Source organism: Nocardioides jishulii, assembly GCF_006007965.1.
GTDB classification, from domain to species: domain Bacteria; phylum Actinomycetota; class Actinomycetes; order Propionibacteriales; family Nocardioidaceae; genus Nocardioides; species Nocardioides jishulii.
On sequence record NZ_CP040748.1, the window covers coordinates 984,267 to 1,003,622 of the forward strand.

Annotated in this window: 17 protein-coding genes and 2 tRNA genes; 15 read left to right on the plus strand and 4 right to left on the minus strand. The window is 69.9% G+C overall.

What is annotated here, in order from left to right; translation table 11 throughout:
* Nucleotides 1-153 precede the first annotated feature (153 nt).
* Nucleotides 154-786, plus strand: a complete 633-nt coding sequence (locus FCL41_RS04695; RefSeq protein ID WP_137066251.1) for a DsbA family oxidoreductase — start codon at nucleotides 154-156, stop codon at nucleotides 784-786.
* Nucleotides 787-1,532: 746 nt separating this feature from the next.
* Nucleotides 1,533-2,114 (plus strand): N-acetylmuramoyl-L-alanine amidase, encoded by a 582-nt coding sequence (locus tag FCL41_RS16955; protein WP_175422343.1) that lies wholly within the window; start codon nucleotides 1,533-1,535, stop codon nucleotides 2,112-2,114.
* A gap of 21 nt (nucleotides 2,115-2,135) precedes the next feature.
* On the opposite strand, the gene FCL41_RS04705 is transcribed toward FCL41_RS16955, so the two are convergent.
* Nucleotides 2,136-2,843 carry a GOLPH3/VPS74 family protein gene (locus FCL41_RS04705; protein WP_137066254.1) on the minus strand — a complete coding sequence of 236 codons (708 nt, stop codon included), beginning with the start codon at nucleotides 2,841-2,843 and terminating at the stop codon, nucleotides 2,136-2,138.
* 56 nt (nucleotides 2,844-2,899) lie between these two features.
* On the opposite strand from FCL41_RS04705, the gene metG reads away from it, so the two are divergent.
* The 13 genes from metG (at nucleotide 2,900) to FCL41_RS04770 (ending at nucleotide 14,349) form a co-directional block, all read left to right on the plus strand.
* Nucleotides 2,900-4,690: a methionine--tRNA ligase gene (metG, locus tag FCL41_RS04710; protein ID WP_137066256.1), complete on the plus strand. Its 1,791-nt coding sequence runs from the start codon at nucleotides 2,900-2,902 to the stop codon at nucleotides 4,688-4,690.
* A 75-nt stretch (nucleotides 4,691-4,765) separates the two neighbouring features.
* Nucleotides 4,766-5,359, plus strand: a complete 594-nt coding sequence (locus tag FCL41_RS04715; protein WP_239021780.1) for an LURP-one-related family protein — start codon at nucleotides 4,766-4,768, stop codon at nucleotides 5,357-5,359.
* Nucleotides 5,360-5,379: 20 nt separating this feature from the next.
* Nucleotides 5,380-6,267 (plus strand): alpha/beta hydrolase, encoded by an 888-nt coding sequence (locus FCL41_RS04720; RefSeq protein WP_137066258.1) that lies wholly within the window; start codon nucleotides 5,380-5,382, stop codon nucleotides 6,265-6,267.
* Nucleotides 6,268-6,281: 14 nt separating this feature from the next.
* A complete protein-coding gene (locus FCL41_RS04725) occupies nucleotides 6,282-6,788 on the plus strand; it encodes a ribose-5-phosphate isomerase (RefSeq protein ID WP_137066260.1) in 507 nt (168 codons plus the stop codon).
* A 27-nt stretch (nucleotides 6,789-6,815) separates the two neighbouring features.
* On the plus strand, nucleotides 6,816-7,646 hold the full coding sequence (locus FCL41_RS04730) for an Fpg/Nei family DNA glycosylase (protein ID WP_137066262.1): 831 nt from the start codon (nucleotides 6,816-6,818) through the stop codon (nucleotides 7,644-7,646).
* 30 nt (nucleotides 7,647-7,676) lie between these two features.
* Complete coding sequence (locus FCL41_RS04735; RefSeq protein ID WP_137066263.1) at nucleotides 7,677-8,771, plus strand: PP2C family protein-serine/threonine phosphatase; 1,095 nt, start codon at nucleotides 7,677-7,679, stop codon at nucleotides 8,769-8,771.
* A gap of 93 nt (nucleotides 8,772-8,864) precedes the next feature.
* Nucleotides 8,865-8,938: transfer RNA gene (locus tag FCL41_RS04740), tRNA-Gly, on the plus strand.
* A 44-nt stretch (nucleotides 8,939-8,982) separates the two neighbouring features.
* Nucleotides 8,983-9,058, plus strand: a tRNA-Pro gene (locus FCL41_RS04745).
* 224 nt (nucleotides 9,059-9,282) lie between these two features.
* Nucleotides 9,283-10,662, plus strand: a complete 1,380-nt coding sequence (gene tig / locus FCL41_RS04750; protein ID WP_137066265.1) for a trigger factor — start codon at nucleotides 9,283-9,285, stop codon at nucleotides 10,660-10,662.
* Nucleotides 10,663-10,902: 240 nt separating this feature from the next.
* A complete protein-coding gene (locus FCL41_RS04755; RefSeq protein WP_170970312.1) occupies nucleotides 10,903-11,508 on the plus strand; it encodes an ATP-dependent Clp protease proteolytic subunit in 606 nt (201 codons plus the stop codon).
* 5 nt (nucleotides 11,509-11,513) lie between these two features.
* Entirely contained in the window at nucleotides 11,514-12,122 is a 609-nt protein-coding gene (locus FCL41_RS04760) for an ATP-dependent Clp protease proteolytic subunit (protein WP_137066268.1), read from the plus strand.
* Nucleotides 12,123-12,275: 153 nt separating this feature from the next.
* Nucleotides 12,276-13,550 (plus strand): ATP-dependent Clp protease ATP-binding subunit ClpX, encoded by a 1,275-nt coding sequence (gene clpX, locus FCL41_RS04765; RefSeq protein ID WP_137066270.1) that lies wholly within the window; start codon nucleotides 12,276-12,278, stop codon nucleotides 13,548-13,550.
* 154 nt (nucleotides 13,551-13,704) lie between these two features.
* Nucleotides 13,705-14,349 (plus strand): hypothetical protein, encoded by a 645-nt coding sequence (locus FCL41_RS04770; protein WP_137066272.1) that lies wholly within the window; start codon nucleotides 13,705-13,707, stop codon nucleotides 14,347-14,349.
* Between the two features lie 120 nt (nucleotides 14,350-14,469).
* Here the strand turns inward: FCL41_RS04770 and valS are convergent, their stop codons facing one another.
* The 3 genes from valS to FCL41_RS04785 all read right to left on the minus strand — a co-directional run bounded on the left by valS (nucleotide 14,470) and on the right by FCL41_RS04785 (nucleotide 19,324).
* On the minus strand, nucleotides 14,470-17,082 hold the full coding sequence (valS, locus tag FCL41_RS04775) for a valine--tRNA ligase (protein ID WP_137066274.1): 2,613 nt from the start codon (nucleotides 17,080-17,082) through the stop codon (nucleotides 14,470-14,472).
* Nucleotides 17,083-17,092: 10 nt separating this feature from the next.
* On the minus strand, nucleotides 17,093-18,385 hold the full coding sequence (locus FCL41_RS04780) for a M48 family metalloprotease (protein ID WP_137066276.1): 1,293 nt from the start codon (nucleotides 18,383-18,385) through the stop codon (nucleotides 17,093-17,095).
* Between the two features lie 117 nt (nucleotides 18,386-18,502).
* Nucleotides 18,503-19,324 carry a flavodoxin family protein gene (locus tag FCL41_RS04785; protein ID WP_137066278.1) on the minus strand — a complete coding sequence of 274 codons (822 nt, stop codon included), beginning with the start codon at nucleotides 19,322-19,324 and terminating at the stop codon, nucleotides 18,503-18,505.
* Nucleotides 19,325-19,356: the final 32 nt, after the last annotated feature.

The window sequence follows — 19,356 nt, forward strand, 5'->3', positions numbered from 1 at the left end:
CGCCCGATCATGTCACCTCGTCGCACAGCCGGACAGGGGCCGTCACACCCCTGTGTGTGGCAGGAGGAGGGAGACGCCCGGACTCCGTGGGCGGACTGTGCGCCCGACTGTCTGCGCGTCGGGTGAGGGGAGGGGTCTGCTTGACTGGGGCGCGTGAGCACCGAGACGACCGACACGCCCCGCAAGGACACCGCCGACTTCTGGTTCGACCCGCTGTGTCCCTTCGCCTGGATCACTTCCCGATGGATCCTGGAGGTGGAGAAGGTGCGCGACGTCGAGGTCGTGTGGCACGTGATGAGCCTCGCCTACCTCAACAAGGACAAGGACATCCCGGACGAGTACCGGGCCATGCTCGAGCCCGCCTGGGGTCCGGTCCGCGTCTGCATCGCGGCTGAGCAGCGCCACGGCCGCGAGGTGCTGGCTCGGCTCTACACCGCGTTCGGCACCCGGATCCACCTCACCGAGGGCAGCGAGATCAACCGTGAGCTGATCGCTGACGCCGTTGCCGAGGCCGGCCTCGAGCCCGACCTGGTCGACGCCATGGACGACACCTCGCTCGACGAGGCCGTCGCCCGCTCCCACCACGAGGGGATGGACCAGGTCGGTGACGACGTGGGCACGCCCACCATCGCCATCAACGGCTCCGCCTTCTTCGGCCCGGTGCTCTCGAAGGCTCCGCGCGGCGAGGAGGCCGGCGAGCTGTGGGACGGCTGCGTGGCGGTCGCGAAGTTCCCCTACTTCTACGAGCTCAAGCGCTCGCGGACGGGCGACCTCGACTTCAGCTGACCCGCCTCCGCCGGCTTCTGGGGGGTGTTTCCGCGCAGGGCGGTCGGTGCATGCTGGACGACATGCAGCGACTCCCGGCACCCCCCAGTTCTCGCCGTCCCCGGAGCGCCGCGACCGTCGCCCTCGTGCTGGCCGCGGCAGGGCTGACCGTCCCGGTGTCGGCGTCATCCGCAGCACGCCCCGCCCCCACGAGGTCGGCCTCGCCGGCCGTGCACGCCACCGACCCCTCCGGTCTCGGACCTTCGCGACAGGTCTCCCTGGCGCCGGTGGGCGGCGGCGTACGTGAGGTCCGTGCTGCCCTCCCGGCGGGCACGTCCACCCTGCGCAGCGACCGCTTCACGATGGTCGGCGCCACCTGGACCGGTGCCGGTGAGCCCCGCGTGCAGTTCAGCCTCCGCGCCCGTGACGGGTGGGGAGGCTGGCGTGACCTGCCCGTCCTCCACGACGGGCCCACGGCCGGCGCCGAGGGCGACGGCGTACGCGGCACCGACCTGGTGTGGGTCGGTGCGTCGTCGTCCGTGCGAGTCCGGACGCTGGGGCAGCGCCCCCAGGGCCTGCGGCTCCTCCTGCTCGACACGTCCGGCAGGCCGGCGGCTGACCCCGCCCCTGAGCCGACCCCCTCACCAGAGCCCACCGCGGAGCCGACCTCAGAACCAACCTCTGCGCCCACGACTGAGCCAACCGCTGCTCCCACCGCGCAGCCGACCGAGCAGGCAGCGCCCCGCCGCAGCGCGCCCCCACCCCGGATGCGCCCGCGCAAGAAGTGGGGGGCGAAGGAGAAGTGGCGCACGAGCCCGCCGGTGATGCGTCGGACCCTGAAGCAGGTGCACGTCCACCACACCGCGAGCAGCAATTCGTACGGACGTGACGACGTCCCGGGCATCCTGCGCGGCTTCTACCGCTACCACACCAAGTCGCTGGGTTGGTCCGACATCGGCTACAACGTGCTGGTCGACCGGTTCGGGCGCGCCTGGGTCGGGCGCTACGGCGGCGACATGGTGCAGGGCGCCCACACCTTGGGCTTCAACCACAACTCGATCGGTGTCGCCGTGATCGGTGACTACCGCAAGAAGAAGCCGACCAGGCCCGTGATCCGCACGGTCGCTCGCGTGGCCGCCTGGCAGCTCGACAAGAACGAGCGCCGCGCTGTCGGCAAGGTCAAGGTCGTCTCGAAGGGCTCCGACCGGTTCCGCCGTGGCAAGAAGGTCACGCTCCCGGTCATCGACGGTCACCTGCACACCAACCAGACGGCCTGCCCCGGGCGTCAGCTGGTGAAGGTGCTGCCGGGCATCCGCAGCCGCGCGCAGTACCGCATCCGGCGCCACTGAGCCGAGAGGCCTTCGGTGACGTCAGGTCGACGCGGTCGCCGAGGACGTGGCGACCATCACGGCTGTCGTGACCGCAGCCTGGGAGGCAGCCACGGCCTCACGGACCGCCTTCGCCGCCCAAGCGCCCTCGGCAATGGCCTTGGCCCGCTTCCTCACCTCGCTGTTGCTGAGAGGGCCGCGGTCGACGACCTTGTGCGCCTGGTCGACCGAGGAGAGCAGGGCGACCAGCGCGGCAGTGCGTGGTCGAGGGGTGAGGCCGGTGACCAGGCAGCCCTGGAGCTCCTGGCGGAGCTGGCGCTCGTGCCGCATGTCCGCCGCGGGCCAGGTCGTGCTCGGGAAGAGGCCCAGCACCTTCGTCTCCCGCCGCTCGAGGATGCCGCGGGTGACCAGGCGTGCCTGCAGCTCCTCGCGCACGCCCTTGCCCAGCCGGTTGACCAGGTCCTGGGCGCTGCGCGGCTTCTCCGCGACCGTGTGCCAGGCCCGGGCCAGCAGCGGGTCGGGCCGCTCCCGGACGCGCGGCTGGCGCGCGTGCACCTTGGGGGTGTGCAGGAGGCCGCGCTTCTCCTCGACCTCGACGGCCTCGTCGAGCGCGAGCTCGATCAGGAGCGCGCCCCCGAACAGTGGGCGTGATGCGGAGGCGGCCGCCAGCCGCCCCTTCTCGTCGTCCATCAGCAGCAGGAGGAGGTCCTCCGCGATCAGTGTCTCGGACTCGGCAGGCAGCTGGCTCATGGCGAGGAACCTATCCGGCGGCGACGACTCCTCACGCGCGTCACTAGGATCGCCCCATGAGCAAAGTCCTCTCCGCTGTCGCCTGGCCGTATGCGAACGGCCCACGCCACATCGGCCACGTGGCCGGATTCGGTGTGCCCTCCGACGTCTTCAGTCGGTACATGCGCATGGCGGGCCACGACGTGCTCATGGTCTCCGGCTCCGACGAGCACGGCACCCCGATCCTCATCGCGGCCGACGAGGCGGGCCTGACCCCGCAGGAGCTCGCCGACCGCAACCACCGCCTGATCGTCGAGGACCTCGTGGGCCTGGGGCTCTCGTACGACCTCTACACGCGCACCACCACCGGCAACCACCACGCGGTGGTGCAGGAGATGTTCCAGGGCGTCTACGAGAACGGCTACTTCGTCGAGGAGACCACCTTCGGGGCGATCTCCCCGTCGACCGGGCGCACGCTGCCCGATCGCTACATCGAGGGCACCTGCCCGATCTGCAAGACCCCCGGCGCCCGTGGCGACCAGTGCGACGCCTGCGGCAACCAGCTCGACCCGCACGACCTGATCGACCCCGTGAGCCGGATCAACGGCGAGACCCCGCAGTTCATCGAGACCCAGCACTTCTTCCTCGACCTGCCCGCCCTGGCCGAGGCACTGGGGGAGTGGCTCGACGAGCGCGACGCGTCGGGCACCTGGCGCCCCAACGTCATCAAGTTCTCGATGAACATCCTCAAGGAGATCCGTCCGCGCGCCATGACGCGCGACATCGACTGGGGCATCGCGGTGCCGCTCGACGGCTGGCGCGACAACCCGACGAAGAAGCTGTACGTCTGGTTCGACGCCGTGATCGGCTACCTGTCGGCCTCGATCGAGTGGGCGCGTCGCTCGGGCAACCCCGACGCGTGGCGCGAGTGGTGGAACGACCCGCAGGCCCTGTCGTACTACTTCATGGGCAAGGACAACATCACCTTCCACTCGCAGATCTGGCCCGCCGAGCTGCTCGCCTACAACGGCAAGGGCGCCAAGGGCGGCTCCGCCCACGAGCTGGGTGAGCTCAACCTGCCGACCGAGGTCGTCTCCTCGGAGTTCCTGACCATGGAGGGGCGCAAGTTCTCCTCCTCCAAGAAGGTCGTCATCTACGTGGCCGACCTGCTGAGCCGCTACCAGGCCGACGCGTTCCGCTACTTCGTGGCGGCGGCCGGTCCGGAGAACCAGGACTCGGACTTCTCCTGGGGCGAGTTCGTGCAACGCACCAACTCCGAGCTGGTCGCCGGCTGGGGCAACCTGGTGAGCCGCACGGCGACGCTGATCGCGAAGAACTTCGGTCAGGTCCCGGCGCCGGCGGCGTTGACCGCCGACGACGAGGCCGTGCTCGCCACGACGCTGGCCGCCTTCGACACCGTGGGTGACCTGATCAGCCGCAACCGCATGCGCAACGCCATCAACGAGGCGATGCGCGTGGTGGGCGACGTCAACAAGTACGTCACCGACGCGGAGCCGTGGAAGATCAAGGAGGACCCCGAGCGTCTGGGCACCGTCCTGTGGGTCATGGCCCAGTGCGTGCAGGACCTCAACACGCTGCTCAGCCCCTTCCTGCCCTTCACCGCCAACCAGATCGACACGATCCTCGGTGGCGACGGCAACCTCCAGCCGATGCCGCGGGTCGAGGAGGTGGCCGACCTCGACATCGAGGGGCGTGCCTACCCCGTGATCACAGGCGACTACTCCTCGGTGCGGACGTGGGGCCGCCACGACGTCGTGGTCGGCACTCCGATCGAGAAGCCCACCCCGGTCTTCACCAAGCTCGACCCGGCCGTGGTCGACGAGGAGCTCGCCCGTCTGGGTCTGTGACGCCCGCCCCGAGCCCTGTCGCCTTCCTGTGAATTCTGGGGGTGCGGCAGGGCTCGTTGCCGTTAGGGTCACGCCATGACCGAGCCAGCGCCTGACGCCACGTCCCACACCATGCACCTGCCCCGCTTCTTCGTGCGGCAGAAGATCACGATGATGGTCAACCGCTTCGAGATCTACGCGGCCGACCCCGCCACGGGCGCCCAGGGGCAGCTCATGGCCTTCGCCGAGCAGAAGCGGTTCGCCTTCAAGGAGCAGGTGACCTTCTTCGAGGACGCCTCGAAGACCCGCCCGGTCTTCGGCTTCAAGGCTCGCCAGGTGATCGACCTCAACGCCGGCTACGACATCACCGACGAGGTGGGCGCACCCCTGGGCTTCTTCAAGAAGGACTTCGCCCAGAGCCTGTTGCAGACGACCTTCCACGTGGAGGGCCCGGGCTACGCCGGCAGCGGCAAGGAGCGCTCGCTGGTCTTCGCCCTGCTGCGTCGTTTCGGCGACCTGCCCGTCCCGGTCCACTTCGACTACGTGGACCACACCGGAGCGCCCCTGCTCTCGATCACCCGCAAGTTCGCCCTGCGCGACCAGTACGACGTCCAGGTCGCCGACCCGCGGGTCGACTTCCGGGTCGCCGCCGCGATCGCGGTCGGCATGGACGTCCTGATGGCTCGCTGACCGATCCCGAGGGAATCCTGATGCTGCCTCCCGAACCTGACGCGGTCGTCGACATGGACGACCTGGACGTCACCGATCCACGTTTCGACGTGGCCGTCGCGCGTGCGCAGGACCGGGAGGCAGCGCTCCGGGCGCCGCGAGAGGACGTACGGCACGTGGAGGACCTGGACGTCGACGGCGTGCTGGTCCGCCACTACCGACCGGTCGAGGCGCCGGCCGGGCTGGTGGTCCATCTCCACGGGGGAGGGTTCGTCTTCAACGACGTCGAGGTGCACGACGCGTCGGCCCGCCGACTGGCCAACCGGTCGGGGCTGGCGGTCCTGAGCGTGGAGTACCGCCGTCCGCCCGAGCACCGCTTCCCGGCGGCCGTCGATGACGTCTCCACCGTCGTCCGGTGGCTCGACGAGGGCGGCGTCGACGCCTTGGGGCTCCCTGCGGGCGTGCCGGTCTTCGCCCACGGCGACAGCGCCGGCGCCAACCTCGCGCTGGTCGCCGCACTGCGTCATCCCGGTCGTTTCACGGGTGTGGTCCTGATCTATCCCTTCCTCGACCCGACGCTGGCCGGGCCGTCGTACGCCGAGGAGACCGAGGGCTTCGACGCCGCGGAGGCGCGGTGGTACTGGGAGCAGTACGCCGCCTCGCCCGACGACCTGACCCACCCCGACCTCGCGCCCCTGCTGAGTGATGGGCTCGCCGGGCTGCCGCCCACCCTGGTGGCCACCGCGCAGGACGATCCCTGCCGCGACGACGGGGAGACACTGGTCGAGCGGCTGACCGAGCTCGGGGTCGAGGTCGTCGGCACCCGCTACCTGGGCGTCGTCCACGGCTTCTGGCGCCGCCCGGAGGAGTTCCCCGCCGCCGAGGTCCTGATGGGACAGGTGGCCGGTTTTCTGACGCGCAGCGTCTGAGGAAGAATGGCCCCATGCGCGTTCACATCGGTTCCGACCACGCCGGCCTCGAACTCAAGGACCACCTGCTCAACTGGCTCGTCGACGAGGGTCACGAGGTCGTGGACCACGGCCCCTTCGTCTACGACGCGCTCGACGACTATCCGGTCTTCTGCCTGCGCGCCGCCGAGGGCGTCGCCGGGGAGCGTGCGGAGGGCCAGGACAGCCTCGGCATCGTGATCGGCGGCTCGGGCAACGGCGAGCAGATGGCCGCCAACAAGGTGCAGGGCATCCGCGCCGCCCTGGTCTGGAACGACGACACCGCCGCCCTCGCCCGGGAGCACAATGACGCCAACGTCATCTCCCTCGGCGGACGGCAGCACTCCATCGAGGAGATGACCCGCTTCATCGGGATCTTCCTGCGGACCCCGTTCACCAACGACGAGCGCCACGTCCGTCGGATCGGCCAGATGAGCGACTACGAGCAGACCCACGAGCTGCCGCCGCTGCCCGAGTCCGCCCTGCGCGGCCCCGAGGCCTGAGCCGGGACCACCGGACTCCGGTCGCCGATGCCCGAGGGCCACACCCTTCGTCGTCTTGCGGGACACCTCGACGACGCCTTCGCCGGTCTGCCGGTGAGGGCGTCGAGCCCGCAGGGCCGCTTCGCCGTGGAGGCGCGCCAGCTCGACGGCGCGCTCATGGTGGGGGCGGACTCGATCGGCAAGCAGCTCTTCGTCGAGTTCAGCGGCGAGCGCTTCGTCCACGTGCACCTCGGTCTGATCGGCGGGTGGGAGGTCACCACGGGCGTCGAGGAGGTCCCCGCGCCGGTCGGCGCCGTGCGGCTGCGGCTGGCCACGGCGACGGCGTACGCGGACCTGCGCGGCGCGACCCGGTGCGACCTGGTCGGACCGGAGACCGTCGAACGGGTGCGTGCCCAGCTCGGGCCTGACCCACTGCGTGCCGACGGCGACGTCGAGCGGGCGTGGGCGAAGGTCCGGGTCAGCAACCGGACCATCGGTGACCTGCTGATGGACCAGACGGTGCTGGCCGGGGTCGGCAACGTCTACCGCGCGGAGGTGCTCTTCCGCCACCGCATCCACCCGCTCCGGCTGGGGCGCCACCTGACCAAGAAGCAGTTCGTGGCGATGTGGGACGACCTCGTGGTGCTGATGACCGAGGGCGTCGCGACCGGGCGGATCGACACGGTCCGGCCCGAGCACACCCCCGAGGCGATGGGACGATCGCCGCGCAAGGACGACCACGGCGGCGAGGTGTACGTCTACCGACGGGCCCAGATGCCGTGCCACGTGTGCGGCGCCCCGGTGCGCAGCAGCACGCTGGCAGGGCGCAACCTCTTCTGGTGCGCCAAATGCCAGCCCGCGCCCCGCAGGCGAGACTAGTGTTGGCGGCGACGGAGACCGGGGTGAGGAATGGCTGAGCAGGTGTCGCTGCTGTCTGCGCCCGTCCGCACCGTGCGTCGCCGCTGGCAGCGGGCTGCCCGCACCGGTTGGTCGGCCGAGCTGCTGGCGCTGATCGTGGTCGCGGTGGGCATGGCGCTCGTGATCGTCACGTTCCCCTCGTGGGCGCCGCTGATGATGCTCGTGCTGCCGCTGGCGGTGGGCAGCCTCGTCCTCAGCCCGAAGGAGCTGCCCTGGTTCGTGGTCTTCGTGCTGCTGGTGCTGGCCCTGACGACCACGCAGCGCGCCGACCTGAACGCCCGCTCCGCGGTCACCGTCGGGGTGGTCTTCGCCCTCGGCTTCATCATCCTGCTGGCTTCCTTCCGGCGCTCCCGGCTGGGGGTGGCGGGGCTGCGTGGCGAGTCGATGCTCGTCGACCTCCGTGACCGGATCCTCAAGCAGGGCGCCATCCCCGACCTTCCCGACGACTGGCAGGTGGAGTGGGAGCTGCGTGCCTCCGGCGGGACCCTCTTCTCCGGTGACTTCGTGGTCGCCTCGCGCGCCGACTGCGGCCGACTCGACCTGGTCGTGGTCGACGTCTCGGGCAAGGGGGAGCAGGCCGGGACCCGGGCGCTGCTCCTGTCCGGCGCCTTCGGCGGCCTGATGGGGGCGCTGCCGCCCGAGGAGTTCCTGCCGGCCGCCAACGACTACCTGCTGCGCCAGGAGTGGGTGGAGGGGTTCGCCTCTGCTGTCCACCTCTCGCTCGACCTGACCACCGGCCACTTCGAGGCGCGCTCAGCCGGCCACCCGCCCGCAGCGTTCCACGACGCCGGCTCCGGCCGCTGGGGGGTGCTGGACACCGAGGGGCCGTTGCTGGGCCTCATCCCGGGGGCGGAGTTCCCGGTGACCACAGGGACGATGCGTCGCGGCGACGCGCTGCTGCTCTACACCGACGGCCTGGTGGAGATCAAGGGACGCGACATCTCGATGGGCATCGACCGGATGCTCGGTCAGGCTGAGCGGGTCCTGCGCGGAGACTTCTCCGGCGGGGCCTCACGCCTGGTCGACGCCGTCGGTGGCCCTGACGACGACCGGGGCCTGTTGCTGCTGCACCGCCGCTTCGCCTGACGACCCGACTTGCACCACCGGCGTCGAGGTGTGGCAACATGTGTCCCGCGTGACCTGCTCCACCGACGTACGTCGGGAGCGTGGCACGTGCACGCGGATGTAGCTCAATGGTAGAGCCTCAGTCTTCCAAACTGATTACGCGGGTTCGATTCCCGTCATCCGCTCCAAGGAGCTCGGGGGAGTGCTCGGCTGGCCCCCCGGGGCGCTTTGACGGGGCGTAGCGTAGTGGCTAGCGCGCCTGCTTTGGGAGCAGGAGACCGCAGGTTCGAGTCCTGTCGCCCCGACCAACGGGCCTGACGCGCACGCGTGCTGAAGGGGGATTTACGCCCAGCCGCCGGCGGCCAGTAGTCTGGTCGGTGGACAAATCTGCCGGGCCCCACGCGACCAGCCGTACTGAGTGTTGCGAAGGTCTGCCCGTTCGGACCAGCCGCTCGTCGTACGCGCGACGACGTGGTGACCACGCCCCGAGCGGGCGCCCCTGAACTGCACCACCATCGATAGGAGAACACCTGTGAAGAGCGCCGTCGAGAACTTGAACCCCACCAGGGTCAAGCTGACTGTCGAGGTGCCCTTCGAGGAGCTCAAGCCGAGCCTCGACGCGGCGTACAAGAAGATCGCTCAGCAGATCAACGTGCCCGGCTTCCGCCGCGGCAAGGTCCCGGCCGCCGTCATCGACCGCCAGGTCGGCCGCGGCGCCGTGCTGAACGAGGCGATCAACGAGATCGTCCCGGCCAAGTACATGGAGGCCCTGGAGGCGAACGAGCTGGAGCCGCTGGCCCAGCCCGAGATCGAGGTCACCAAGCTCGAGGACAACGACCTCGTCGAGTTCGTGGCCGAGGTCGACGTGAAGCCCCAGTTCGAGCTCCCGGCCTACGACGGCCTCGAGGCCGAGGTCGAGGACATCGTCATCACCGACGCCGACGTCGAGGAGCAGGTCCAGGCGCTGCGTGAGCGCTTCGGCACCCTCGTCGACGTGGAGCGTCCGGCTGCCGACGGCGACTTCGTGACCATCGACCTCCGCGCGGCCCAGGACGGCGAGACCGTCGAGGGCGGCGAGGTCTCCGGCATGTCCTACAAGGTCGGCCGTGGCGGCATGCTCGACGGCCTCGACGAGACCCTCGCCGGCATGTCGGCCGGCGACGAGAAGACCTTCAGCTCCGAGCTGGTCGGTGGCGACCTGGTCGGCGAGCCCGTCGAGGTCACCGTCAAGGTCACCGGCGTGCAGGAGCAGCAGCTGCCCGAGTTCGACGACGAGTTCGCCCAGCTCGCCTCCGAGTTCGACACCGCCGAGGAGCTCACCGCCGACGTGCGTGAGCGCCTGGGCCGCGGCAAGCGCCTCGAGCAGGCCGCAGCCGCTCGCGACGCCGTGCTCGAGGTCCTGCTCGAGAAGGTCTCGATCCCGCTCCCGGAGACCGTGGTCACCGACGAGCTCAACTCCCGCCGTGCCAACGTCGAGCAGCAGCTCGTGTTCTCCGGCACCACCATGGAGAAGTACCTCGAGGACGAGGGCCAGACCCTGGAGGAGTTCGAGGCCGACCTCGACCGCCGCGTGCGTGACGCGATCACCGCGCAGTTCATCCTCGACAAGGTCGCGAAGGCCGAGGAGATCGGCGTCGACCAGAACGACCTCAGCCAGCACATGGTGATGCGCGCCCAGCAGTCCGGCCAGGACCCGCAGGAGTTCGCGAACCACATGTTCGAGCACAACCACATCCCCGAGCTGGTGCAGGAGATCCTGCGCGGCAAGGCGCTGGCCCAGATCGTTGAGTCGGCGACCGTCAAGGACGCCTCCGGCAACGTGGTCGACCTGAAGAACCTCCGCCCCGACGGCACCATCGGTGAGCCCGCCGACGAGGCCGCTGCCGAGGAGGAGGCCGGCGAGGAGGCCTGAGCCTCCCGCTGACCCCGCAGCATCCGGACCCCCGTCGCCCACCAGGGCGGCGGGGGTCCTGCGCGTCGTCGCGCTCGTACGCCGCGCGGCTGCCGGGCGCGAGTGGGCGCGGGGACCCGGCGTACCCGGGCGTGTGCGCTGTGGGCGAACAGGGCGCCACAACGCGTGGATTGGTCGGTGCCACGGGCTAGTGTCAGCGACGTGAACCTGAACTCCAGCGCTTCCCCGACGTCGCCCCAGATGAACGGCGGCGGCTCCTACGGGCTCGACGACCACATCTACCAGCGCCTGCTCAAGGAACGGATCCTCTTCCTCGGGTCCGAGGTCCGTGACGCGAACGCGAACGCGATCTGCGCGGCGCTCCTGCTGCTCTCGGCGGAGGACCCCGAGGCAGACATCTTCCTCCACATCAACAGCCCCGGTGGCTCGGTCGACGCCGGCATGGCGATCTACGACACGATGAACTACATCCCCAACGACGTGGTCACCGTGGGCATGGGTCTGGCCGCGTCGATGGGTCAGTTCCTGCTCTGCGCCGGCACCAAGGGCAAGCGGTACGCCCTTCCGCACGCGCGCATCATGATGCACCAGCCCTCCTCGGGCATGGGCGGATCCGCCTCGGACATCAAGATCCAGGCGCAGCAGTCCCTGCACATCAAGAAGGTGCTCCTCGACCTCATCGCGGACCACACCGGCCAGAGCGTCGAGCAGGTCATTGCCGATGCCGACCGTGACCGCTGGTTCACCGCTGACCAGGCCAAGGAGTACGGCCTGGTCGACAAGGTGATCGCCAGTGCCCGCGACGCCGCCGACGAGGGTCGCCCCGCCCACATGAAGAAGGACTGACCCACATGAACTACTACATCCCGCAGTGGGAGGAGCGGACCTCCTACGGGTTCCGCCGCATCGACCCCTACGCGAAGCTCTTCGAGGAGCGCATCATCTTCCTCGGGTCGCCGATCTCCGACGACGTGGCCAACGCCGTCATGGCTCAGCTGCTGTGCCTGGAGACGATGAACCCCGACCAGGACATCTCGATCTACATCAACTCGCCCGGTGGCTCCTTCACGGCGCTCACCGCGATCTACGACACGATGCAGTTCATCAAGCCGGACGTGCAGACCGTCTGCCTGGGCCAGGCGGCCTCCGCGGCGGCCATCCTGCTCGCCGCCGGCACCCCCGGCAAGCGGCTCGCGCTGCCCAACAGCCGGATCCTCATCCACCAGCCCTACACCGAGGGCACCTTCGGCCAGACCTCCGACATCGAGATCCAGGCCAACGAGATCCTCCGCATGCGCGAGCTGCTGGAGCGGATGATCTCCCAGCACTCCGGCAAGGACATCGAGCAGGTCAGCCGCGACATCGAGCGCGACAAGATCCTCACCGCCGAGCAGGCCGTCGAGTACGGTCTGATCGACGCGATTCTCCAGAACCGCAACCCGGCGCTCGCCCTCGGCTGAGGCCGCGCGCCCCACGGGTCGGCACCGCCCGGCTCCTGGAGGGACTCCGTGTCCCGCCCTCATGCGAGGGCGGGACCGGGGTACCTTCGACCAAGTTCCAAGCACCACCCCGGCGGGGAACGCTCCCGGCCCAGACCAGAGGAATGATCGCTCGTGGCTCGAATCGGTGACGGCGGTGACCTGCTGAAGTGCAACTTCTGCGGGAAGAGCCAGAAGCAGGTCAAGAAGCTCATCGCCGGACCCAACGTCTACATCTGCGACGAGTGCATCGAGCTCTGCAACGAGATCATCGAGGAGGAGCTCGCCGAGGGCACCGAGGTCGGCATGGCCGAGCTCCCCAAGCCGCGCGAGATCTTCGAGTTCCTCAACTCCTACGTGATCGGCCAGGAGCACGCCAAGAAGTCGCTGGCCGTCGCGGTCTACAACCACTACAAGCGCGTGCAGGCGCAGGCGGCGATCGCGACCACCAAGCACAAGGACGAGGCCGTCGAGGTCGCGAAGTCCAACATCCTCGTCATCGGACCGACCGGGTGCGGCAAGACCTACCTGGCCCAGACGCTGGCCCGCATGCTCAACGTGCCGTTCGCGATCGCCGACGCCACCGCGCTCACCGAGGCCGGCTATGTCGGTGAGGACGTCGAGAACATCCTGCTGAAGCTGATCCAGGCTGCCGACTATGACGTCAAGAAGGCCGAGACGGGCATCATCTACATCGACGAGATCGACAAGGTCGCCCGCAAGGCCGAGAACCCGTCGATCACGCGCGACGTCTCCGGTGAGGGCGTCCAGCAGGCACTGCTGAAGATGCTGGAGGGCACGACCGCGTCGGTGCCCCCGCAGGGCGGGCGCAAGCATCCCCACCAGGAGTTCATCCAGATCGACACCACCAACATCCTGTTCATCGTGGGTGGCGCCTTCGCCGGCCTCGAGCACATCGTCGAGCAGCGGGTGGGCAAGAAGTCCCTGGGCTTCACCGCGGAGGTCCGCGGCGAGGCCGAGCGCGAGGCCGAGGACCTGATGGCGCTGGTGCGCCCCGAGGACCTGACCAAGTTCGGCCTGATCCCCGAGTTCATCGGCCGTCTGCCGCTGATCGCCAGTGTGAGCAAGCTCGACACCGACGCGTTGGTGCAGATCCTCACCGAGCCGCGCAACGCCTTGGTCAAGCAGTACCAGCGTCTCTTCGAGCTCGACGGGGTCGAGCTGGAGTTCGACCAGGACGCCATCGACTCCATCGCCGACAAGGCGTTGGAGCGGGGGACCGGTGCGCGCGGACTGCGCGCCATCATCGAGGAGGTGCTCCTCCACGTGATGTACGAGGTGCCCTCGCGCGGTGACGTCGCCAAGGTCGTCGTCACCCGGGCTTCCGTGATGGACGGGGCCGCGCCCACCCTGGTGCTGCGTGAGCCGGAGAAGAAGAAGTCCGCCTGAGCTGCCCGCTTGACGCGGTTCTCCTTCTCGGCCGCGATCGCCCTCCCCAGGGCCACAGGACTTTGGGGGAATCGTCACGTTCCCCGGACGAACGCGACACAATGGGAGAAGTCATCGAACGACTCTCGGGACGAGAAGGACCGCAACCCCAGCAATGAGCTCCGATCACAAGCGCCCCCTGTACGCCTTCGCGGTCGTCGCGCTGCTGTGCGCCCTCTTCGTGGGCAACGGTCTGCGCAGCGACGCTTTCGTCGGCATGCTGCAGGTCGTCGAGTCCCCCCGCATGGCGTTGCCCCACCTGGCCCCGCGCGAGGACGCGCCCGCCATGGTGTCCGACGTCGCCCGGACGCCGGTCTCCGGCTCGGCCACCAGGTCGGCACCAGAGACCACCGCCGAGGCCAAGGGCAAGGCGCCGGTCAAGCCCCGCTCCGCTGCGAAGGGCGACGGACGCACGTCTGCCCCGCAGGTGCGTGGACACCAGCTGGGGCGTGACCAGGCCAAGGGACGCGACAAGACCCCCGGCAAGAGGCACCCGAAGAGCCATCACGGCGGCGAGGGCAAGGCCCATGGTCCGCACACGTCGCACGGGAAGAACAAGTCCAATGGCAAGGGCGACCGTCCGGGCAGGGCGCAAGGCAAGTCTGACGGCCGCGGCAAGGCGCACGGCAAGACTGACGGCCGCGGCAAGGCCCACGGCAAGACTGGCGGCCGGGGCAAGGCGCACGGCAAGTCCGACGGCCGCGGCAAGGCCCACGGCAAGAGCCGGGGCCACGGCAAGGGTGGCCGCGGCCACCGCTGAGCCACTGCGTTGAGCCGGTCCCGGACCACGTCCGGGCCGCGCCGCGCCGCAGCGGGCGTACGCCCCCCAACGACGAACGGGCTCCCCACCTGATGGTGGGGAGCCCGTCGTCGTCGCGGGTCACTCCGCGGCGGGTGCGACCTCTGCCTCGACGGTCAGCTCGGTGGCTGCCTCGTCGACGGTGAAGATGAGGGCTCCGCTGACCTTGCCGGCCTGGCGCAGGTCAGCCTCAGCCGCGCGGGCACCCTCGACCAGGGCCGCGGGACCGGAGATCTCCACGCGGGTCAGCTCGTGGCGCATCGAGACCTTGGCCTTCGACTTGGCGCCACGGATGCCGCCCAGGGCGGCGGAGACGCCGACCAGGGCGCCCGGGTCGATCGCTGCCGCGCTGCCCAGGTCGTTGGGCTCGGGCCACTTGCTCGTGTGGATCGAGCCGTCACGCCACCACGACCAGACCTCTTCGGTCACGTAGGGCAGGAAGGGAGCCAGCAGACGCAGCTGGACGTGCAGGGCCACGGCCAGGGCCGCCCGGGCCGACTCGGTCGCCAGCCCGCCGTCCTCGGCGTACGCACGCTCCTTCACGAGCTCGACGTAGTCGTCGCAGAACTCCCAGAAGAAGCGCTCGGTGACCTCGAGGGCGGTGGTGTAGTCGTACGCCTCGAACGCCTCCGTGGCGCTGCGGATGGTCTCCGCGAGGCGCCCCATGAGTGCGGTGTCGACCGGCTCGGAGACGGCGACCGGGCTCGGGTTCGTCGCCCCCACGTAGCTGAGGACGAACTTGGAGACGTTGAGGACCTTCATCGCGAGACGACGGCCGACCTTCATCTGGCTCTCGTCGAACGGCGAGTCCAGGCCGGGCCGGGCCATGGCGGCCCGCCAGCGCACGGCGTCAGCGCCGAACTTGTCGAGGATCTCGGTGGGCACGACGACGTTGCCCTTCGACTTCGACATCTTCTTGCGGTCGGGGTCGACCACGAAGCCCGAGAGCATGGCGTGCGACCACGGCACGACGCCGTTCTCGTGGTGCGCACGCACCACGCGCGCGAAGAGCCAGGTGCGGATGATGTCGTGGGCCTGCGTGCACAGGTCCATCGGGAAGACCCGGTTGAAGAGGTCGTTGTCCAGCTCCCACTTGCCGGCGATGTGGGGCGTGAGCGACGAGGTCGCCCAGGTGTCCATCACGTCGGGGTCGCCGATGAAGCCGCCGGGCTTGCCGCGCTGCTCCTCGGAGTAGCCCTCGGGGGCGTCCGTGGAGGGGTCCACGGGCAGCTGGGCCTCGGTCGGCAGCAGGGGGTGGTCGTAGTCGGGCTCGCCCTCGGCGTCGAGCGCGTACCAGACCGGGAAGGGGATGCCGAAGAAGCGCTGGCGGCTGATCAGCCAGTCACCGTTGAGCCCGCCGACCCAGTTGTCGTAGCGGTGCTTCATGTGCTCGGGCACCCAGGTGATCTGGTCGCCGCTGGCGATGAGCTCGTTGCGCAGGTCGAGGTCACGGCCACCGTTGCGCAGGTACCACTGACGCGTGGAGACGATCTCTAGCGGCTTCTCACCCCGCTCGTAGAAGTTCGCCATGCGCTCGGTGGCCTTGGGCTCGCCGTCGAGGTCACCGGTCGCGCGCAGCTTGGCGACCATCTCCTCGCGCGCCGAGAAGACCGTCTTGCCGGCCAGGTCGGCGTACGCGGTCGATGCCTGCTCGCTGGAGAGCCAGTCGGGGGTCTCGCGGGTCAGTCGGCCGTCGCGACCGACGACGGTACGCACCGGGAGCTGGAGCTCGCGCCACCACTGGACGTCGGTGAGGTCACCGAAGGTGCAGCACATCGCGATGCCGGCACCCTTGTCGGGCTCGGCGGCGGGGTGGGCGAGCACCGGGACCTCGACGCCGAAGACCGGCGACGTGACCGTGGTGCCGAAGAGCTTCTGGTAGCGCTCGTCGTCGGGGTGCGCGATGAGCGCGACCACGGAGGGGATCAGCTCGGGACGCGTGGTCTCGATGTGGATCGGGCCCTCGGGGCCGTGGAAGGCGACGCGGTGGTAGGCGCCGGGGTAGGCGCGGGCCTCGAGCTCGGCCTGGGCGACGGCGGTCTGGAAGGTGACGTCCCACAGGGTGGGGGCCTTCTGGAGGTAGGCCTCGCCGCGGGCGTAGTTGCGCAGGAAGGCGCGCTGGCTGACGGTCTGGGCGTCGTTGCCGATGGTGGTGTAGGTCGTGTTCCAGTCGACCGAGAGGCCCAGGCGACGCCAGAGCGACTCGAAGACCTGCTCGTCCTGCTCGACCAGCTGCTCGCAGAGCTCGACGAAGTTGGGGCGGCTGATCGCCACCTGCTTCTTCGGGTCGGGCTTGGCCGGCGGCGTGAAGTCGGGGTCGTACGCCAGGCTCGGGTCGCAACGGACGCCGAAGTAGTTCTGGACGCGGCGCTCGGTCGGCAGCCCGTTGTCGTCCCACCCCATGGGGTAGAAGACCGACTTGCCGGTCATGCGCTGGTAGCGCGCGACCACGTCGGTGTGGGTGTAGGAGAAGACGTGGCCGACGTGCAGTGAGCCGGAGACGGTGGGCGGGGGAGTGTCGATGGAGTAGACGTTCTCCCGCGGCTGGGTGCGGTCGAAGGCGTAGGTGTCGTCAGCCTTCCACTGCGCGGCCCACTTCTCCTCAAGACCCTCCAGGGCCGGCTTGTCCGGTACGACGACGTCGCGCGGGGCAGGCGACGTCGGGGACAGGTCGGGTTGCTGGTTGTCAGTCATGGGGGGAAGTCTAGGAGGCGCCCGCCTCGTGCAGGAAACCAGTTCCGGGCGCCTTGCGTCGACCCGTCGTCGCCAGGAAGGACTGGTAGGCGCGGTCGTCGTCGGCGGAGCCCGGCGCGGGGGACCAGCCGGAGGTGACCTGGTAGTCGGTGAGGATGTCGCGCAGGAAGGGCACCACGCTGGTGTCGTCGACGACCTGCCGGGCGACGCCGCGCAGGTCGAGGGGTCCTTCGGTGGGGCTCACCAGGTCGATGACGCCACCCCACGAGCAGGTGAGGCTTCCGGCGCCGTGCTCGGCGAAGGCGTCGGCCAGCACCCCGGTGAGCAGGAAGATGCAGGCGTCACGCACGCCCGCCTCCTTCGTACGCAGGGCGTTGCCCACGCGCTTGGCCAGGTCGCCGCGCTCGATGACGTCGAGCAGTCCGGCCAGCGTCCGCACCTCGGGGGAGGCGGCGTTGAAGAGGATCAGCGACGAGGAACGCGCGCGACGGTGCGCCCAGCGCGTCATCGCGTCCTCCCAGTAGAGCTCCTGGGTGCCCGGTGGCAGGCCCGCGTCGGCGACGGCCTCGAGCAGCGCGTCCTCGTTGGTGAGGAGGAAGATGGCCGGTTCGCCTGCCTGCGGGTGGGCGGGGTCGTGCGGGCGTTCGCCCAGCTCGGCGAGGTCGGCGATCTCGCCACCACGCTCCATCAGCAGCTCGATGAGACCCAGGTAGACCGGGCGCGGGACCAGGTTGTCGCTGAGGTCGGGCAGCACGAACTCGTCGATCCACCACTGGGTGGCGGCGGCGATGGCCTCCTCGAGGCGGCTGCGTCCGGGCGTGCTGGCCGTGGCCGATCCGTGGGAGGAGGAGCCGCCACCGAGGAGGCGTCCGAGACGACCCTTGCGGGAGGGGCGCTGGTGCACCGGCGTCTCGACGGTCTCGCCGCGGGCGGCCATGCGGTCGGTCAGCGCACGGGTGATGATCTCGGCCAGGTCACCCTGGTCCAGGGCCAGCAGCAGCGGGACGCCGATGTCGAGGGAGAACGGGTCCTCGTGGGTGACCACGTGGGCGTTGCCCACCACCCGGATCTGCTCGGGGGCCGGGGTGCCGGACTCCATGGCGACCGTGCGAACGAAGTGCCACAGGCCGGGCTGCTCCAGGGGGCCGACGGAGGTGGCTCCCTGCAGCATGGAGCTGGCGTCGACGGTGTAGACCTGCTGCCACAGGGTGGCCAGCCACTCCTGGCCGGGGGCCGGGGAGTTCTGGGCAGGAACCGGAGTTCCCGTCGGCAGGCCGAGGTCTCCTACAGCGATGTCCGTCACGTCACCCTCCCTGGGCGGGGTCTCCCGGGGCTGTCCCGAGGGATTTTGATCGTAACGGCGGCATCAGACGAAATGTGCTGGTTCCGGCGAACTCCCGCTCTGGGCGTGACCTGCGGGTCAGCCGCGTGCGCGACCGCCGGTCCAGGGCTTCGCGGAGCCCTCCTCGATCCCGGCGCGGATCTTCTTCTCCACCATGGCGGCGATCCGGTTGGCCAGCTTCGGCACCGGCCGGTCGCTGAACCAGTCGGCGTCGAACCAGCCGCGCTCGTCCCAGTAGGCTGCGTCGACGGGGCCCTCGGAGCGCCCGCCCTCGACCAGGAGTCGGGCCACCCGGAAGCCGATCAGGTCGGCGACCGTCTGCTTCGGCTCCACCGGGTCCAGGGCCTGGGCGTGCAGGGTCCGGACCAGCTCGTCGAGCGCGCGGTCCACCTTCTCGCGGTAGGGAGCCTTGGCCAGCCCGGGCCCGTTGACCCCGAGCTGGCCGACGGTGTGGAAGCCCCAGCGGCGTACGGCACTGCTCAGGTAGCCGAGTGCGGCGTCGTGACCGGCGCCCGCGGCGGTCGAGACCAGGACCGCCGGCTTGCCGACGTACGCCGGGCGGTGGATGAGGTAGGCGAAGTGGTCGACGAACCGCTTCATGGTCGCCGAGACGTGGAAGGAGTGCACCGGGGTGGCGAAGACCACCAGGTCGGCGGCGTCCATCAGCGCACGGGCCGGTGAGGTGCGTTCGAAGGAGGGGCAGCTCTGCTCCCCGGCCGTCATGCACGACAGGCAGGCGGGACAGCTGGGCCCGAGGTCGAGGTCGTCGGTGGTGACGACGTCCACCTCGACCGTGAGGGAGGGATCCACGGCGCGGACCCGCTCCAGGAGCTGGGTGACGAGTGCCCCGGTGGTGCCGGTGCTGCCGTGGCCGGTCCCCATGATCACGCCGATGCGCACGACTGCGCCCCTTTCCTCGAAGGTCTATATCC

What these genes read in the sequence shown, in the direction of transcription:
- FCL41_RS16955 (WP_175422343.1), top strand. Translation starts at nt 1,533, where the DNA reads ATGCGCCCGCGCAAGAAGTGGGGGGCGAAGGAGAAGTGGCGCACGAGC.
- FCL41_RS04705 (WP_137066254.1), bottom strand. Translation starts at nt 2,843, where the DNA reads ATGAGCCAGCTGCCTGCCGAGTCCGAGACACTGATCGCGGAGGACCTC.
- metG (WP_137066256.1), top strand. Translation starts at nt 2,900, where the DNA reads ATGAGCAAAGTCCTCTCCGCTGTCGCCTGGCCGTATGCGAACGGCCCA.
- FCL41_RS04715 (WP_239021780.1), top strand. Translation starts at nt 4,766, where the DNA reads ATGACCGAGCCAGCGCCTGACGCCACGTCCCACACCATGCACCTGCCC.
- FCL41_RS04720 (WP_137066258.1), top strand. Translation starts at nt 5,380, where the DNA reads ATGCTGCCTCCCGAACCTGACGCGGTCGTCGACATGGACGACCTGGAC.
- FCL41_RS04725 (WP_137066260.1), top strand. Translation starts at nt 6,282, where the DNA reads ATGCGCGTTCACATCGGTTCCGACCACGCCGGCCTCGAACTCAAGGAC.
- FCL41_RS04730 (WP_137066262.1), top strand. Translation starts at nt 6,816, where the DNA reads ATGCCCGAGGGCCACACCCTTCGTCGTCTTGCGGGACACCTCGACGAC.
- FCL41_RS04735 (WP_137066263.1), top strand. Translation starts at nt 7,677, where the DNA reads ATGGCTGAGCAGGTGTCGCTGCTGTCTGCGCCCGTCCGCACCGTGCGT.
- FCL41_RS04755 (WP_170970312.1), top strand. Translation starts at nt 10,903, where the DNA reads ATGAACGGCGGCGGCTCCTACGGGCTCGACGACCACATCTACCAGCGC.
- FCL41_RS04760 (WP_137066268.1), top strand. Translation starts at nt 11,514, where the DNA reads ATGAACTACTACATCCCGCAGTGGGAGGAGCGGACCTCCTACGGGTTC.
- FCL41_RS04770 (WP_137066272.1), top strand. Translation starts at nt 13,705, where the DNA reads ATGAGCTCCGATCACAAGCGCCCCCTGTACGCCTTCGCGGTCGTCGCG.
- valS (WP_137066274.1), bottom strand. Translation starts at nt 17,082, where the DNA reads ATGACTGACAACCAGCAACCCGACCTGTCCCCGACGTCGCCTGCCCCG.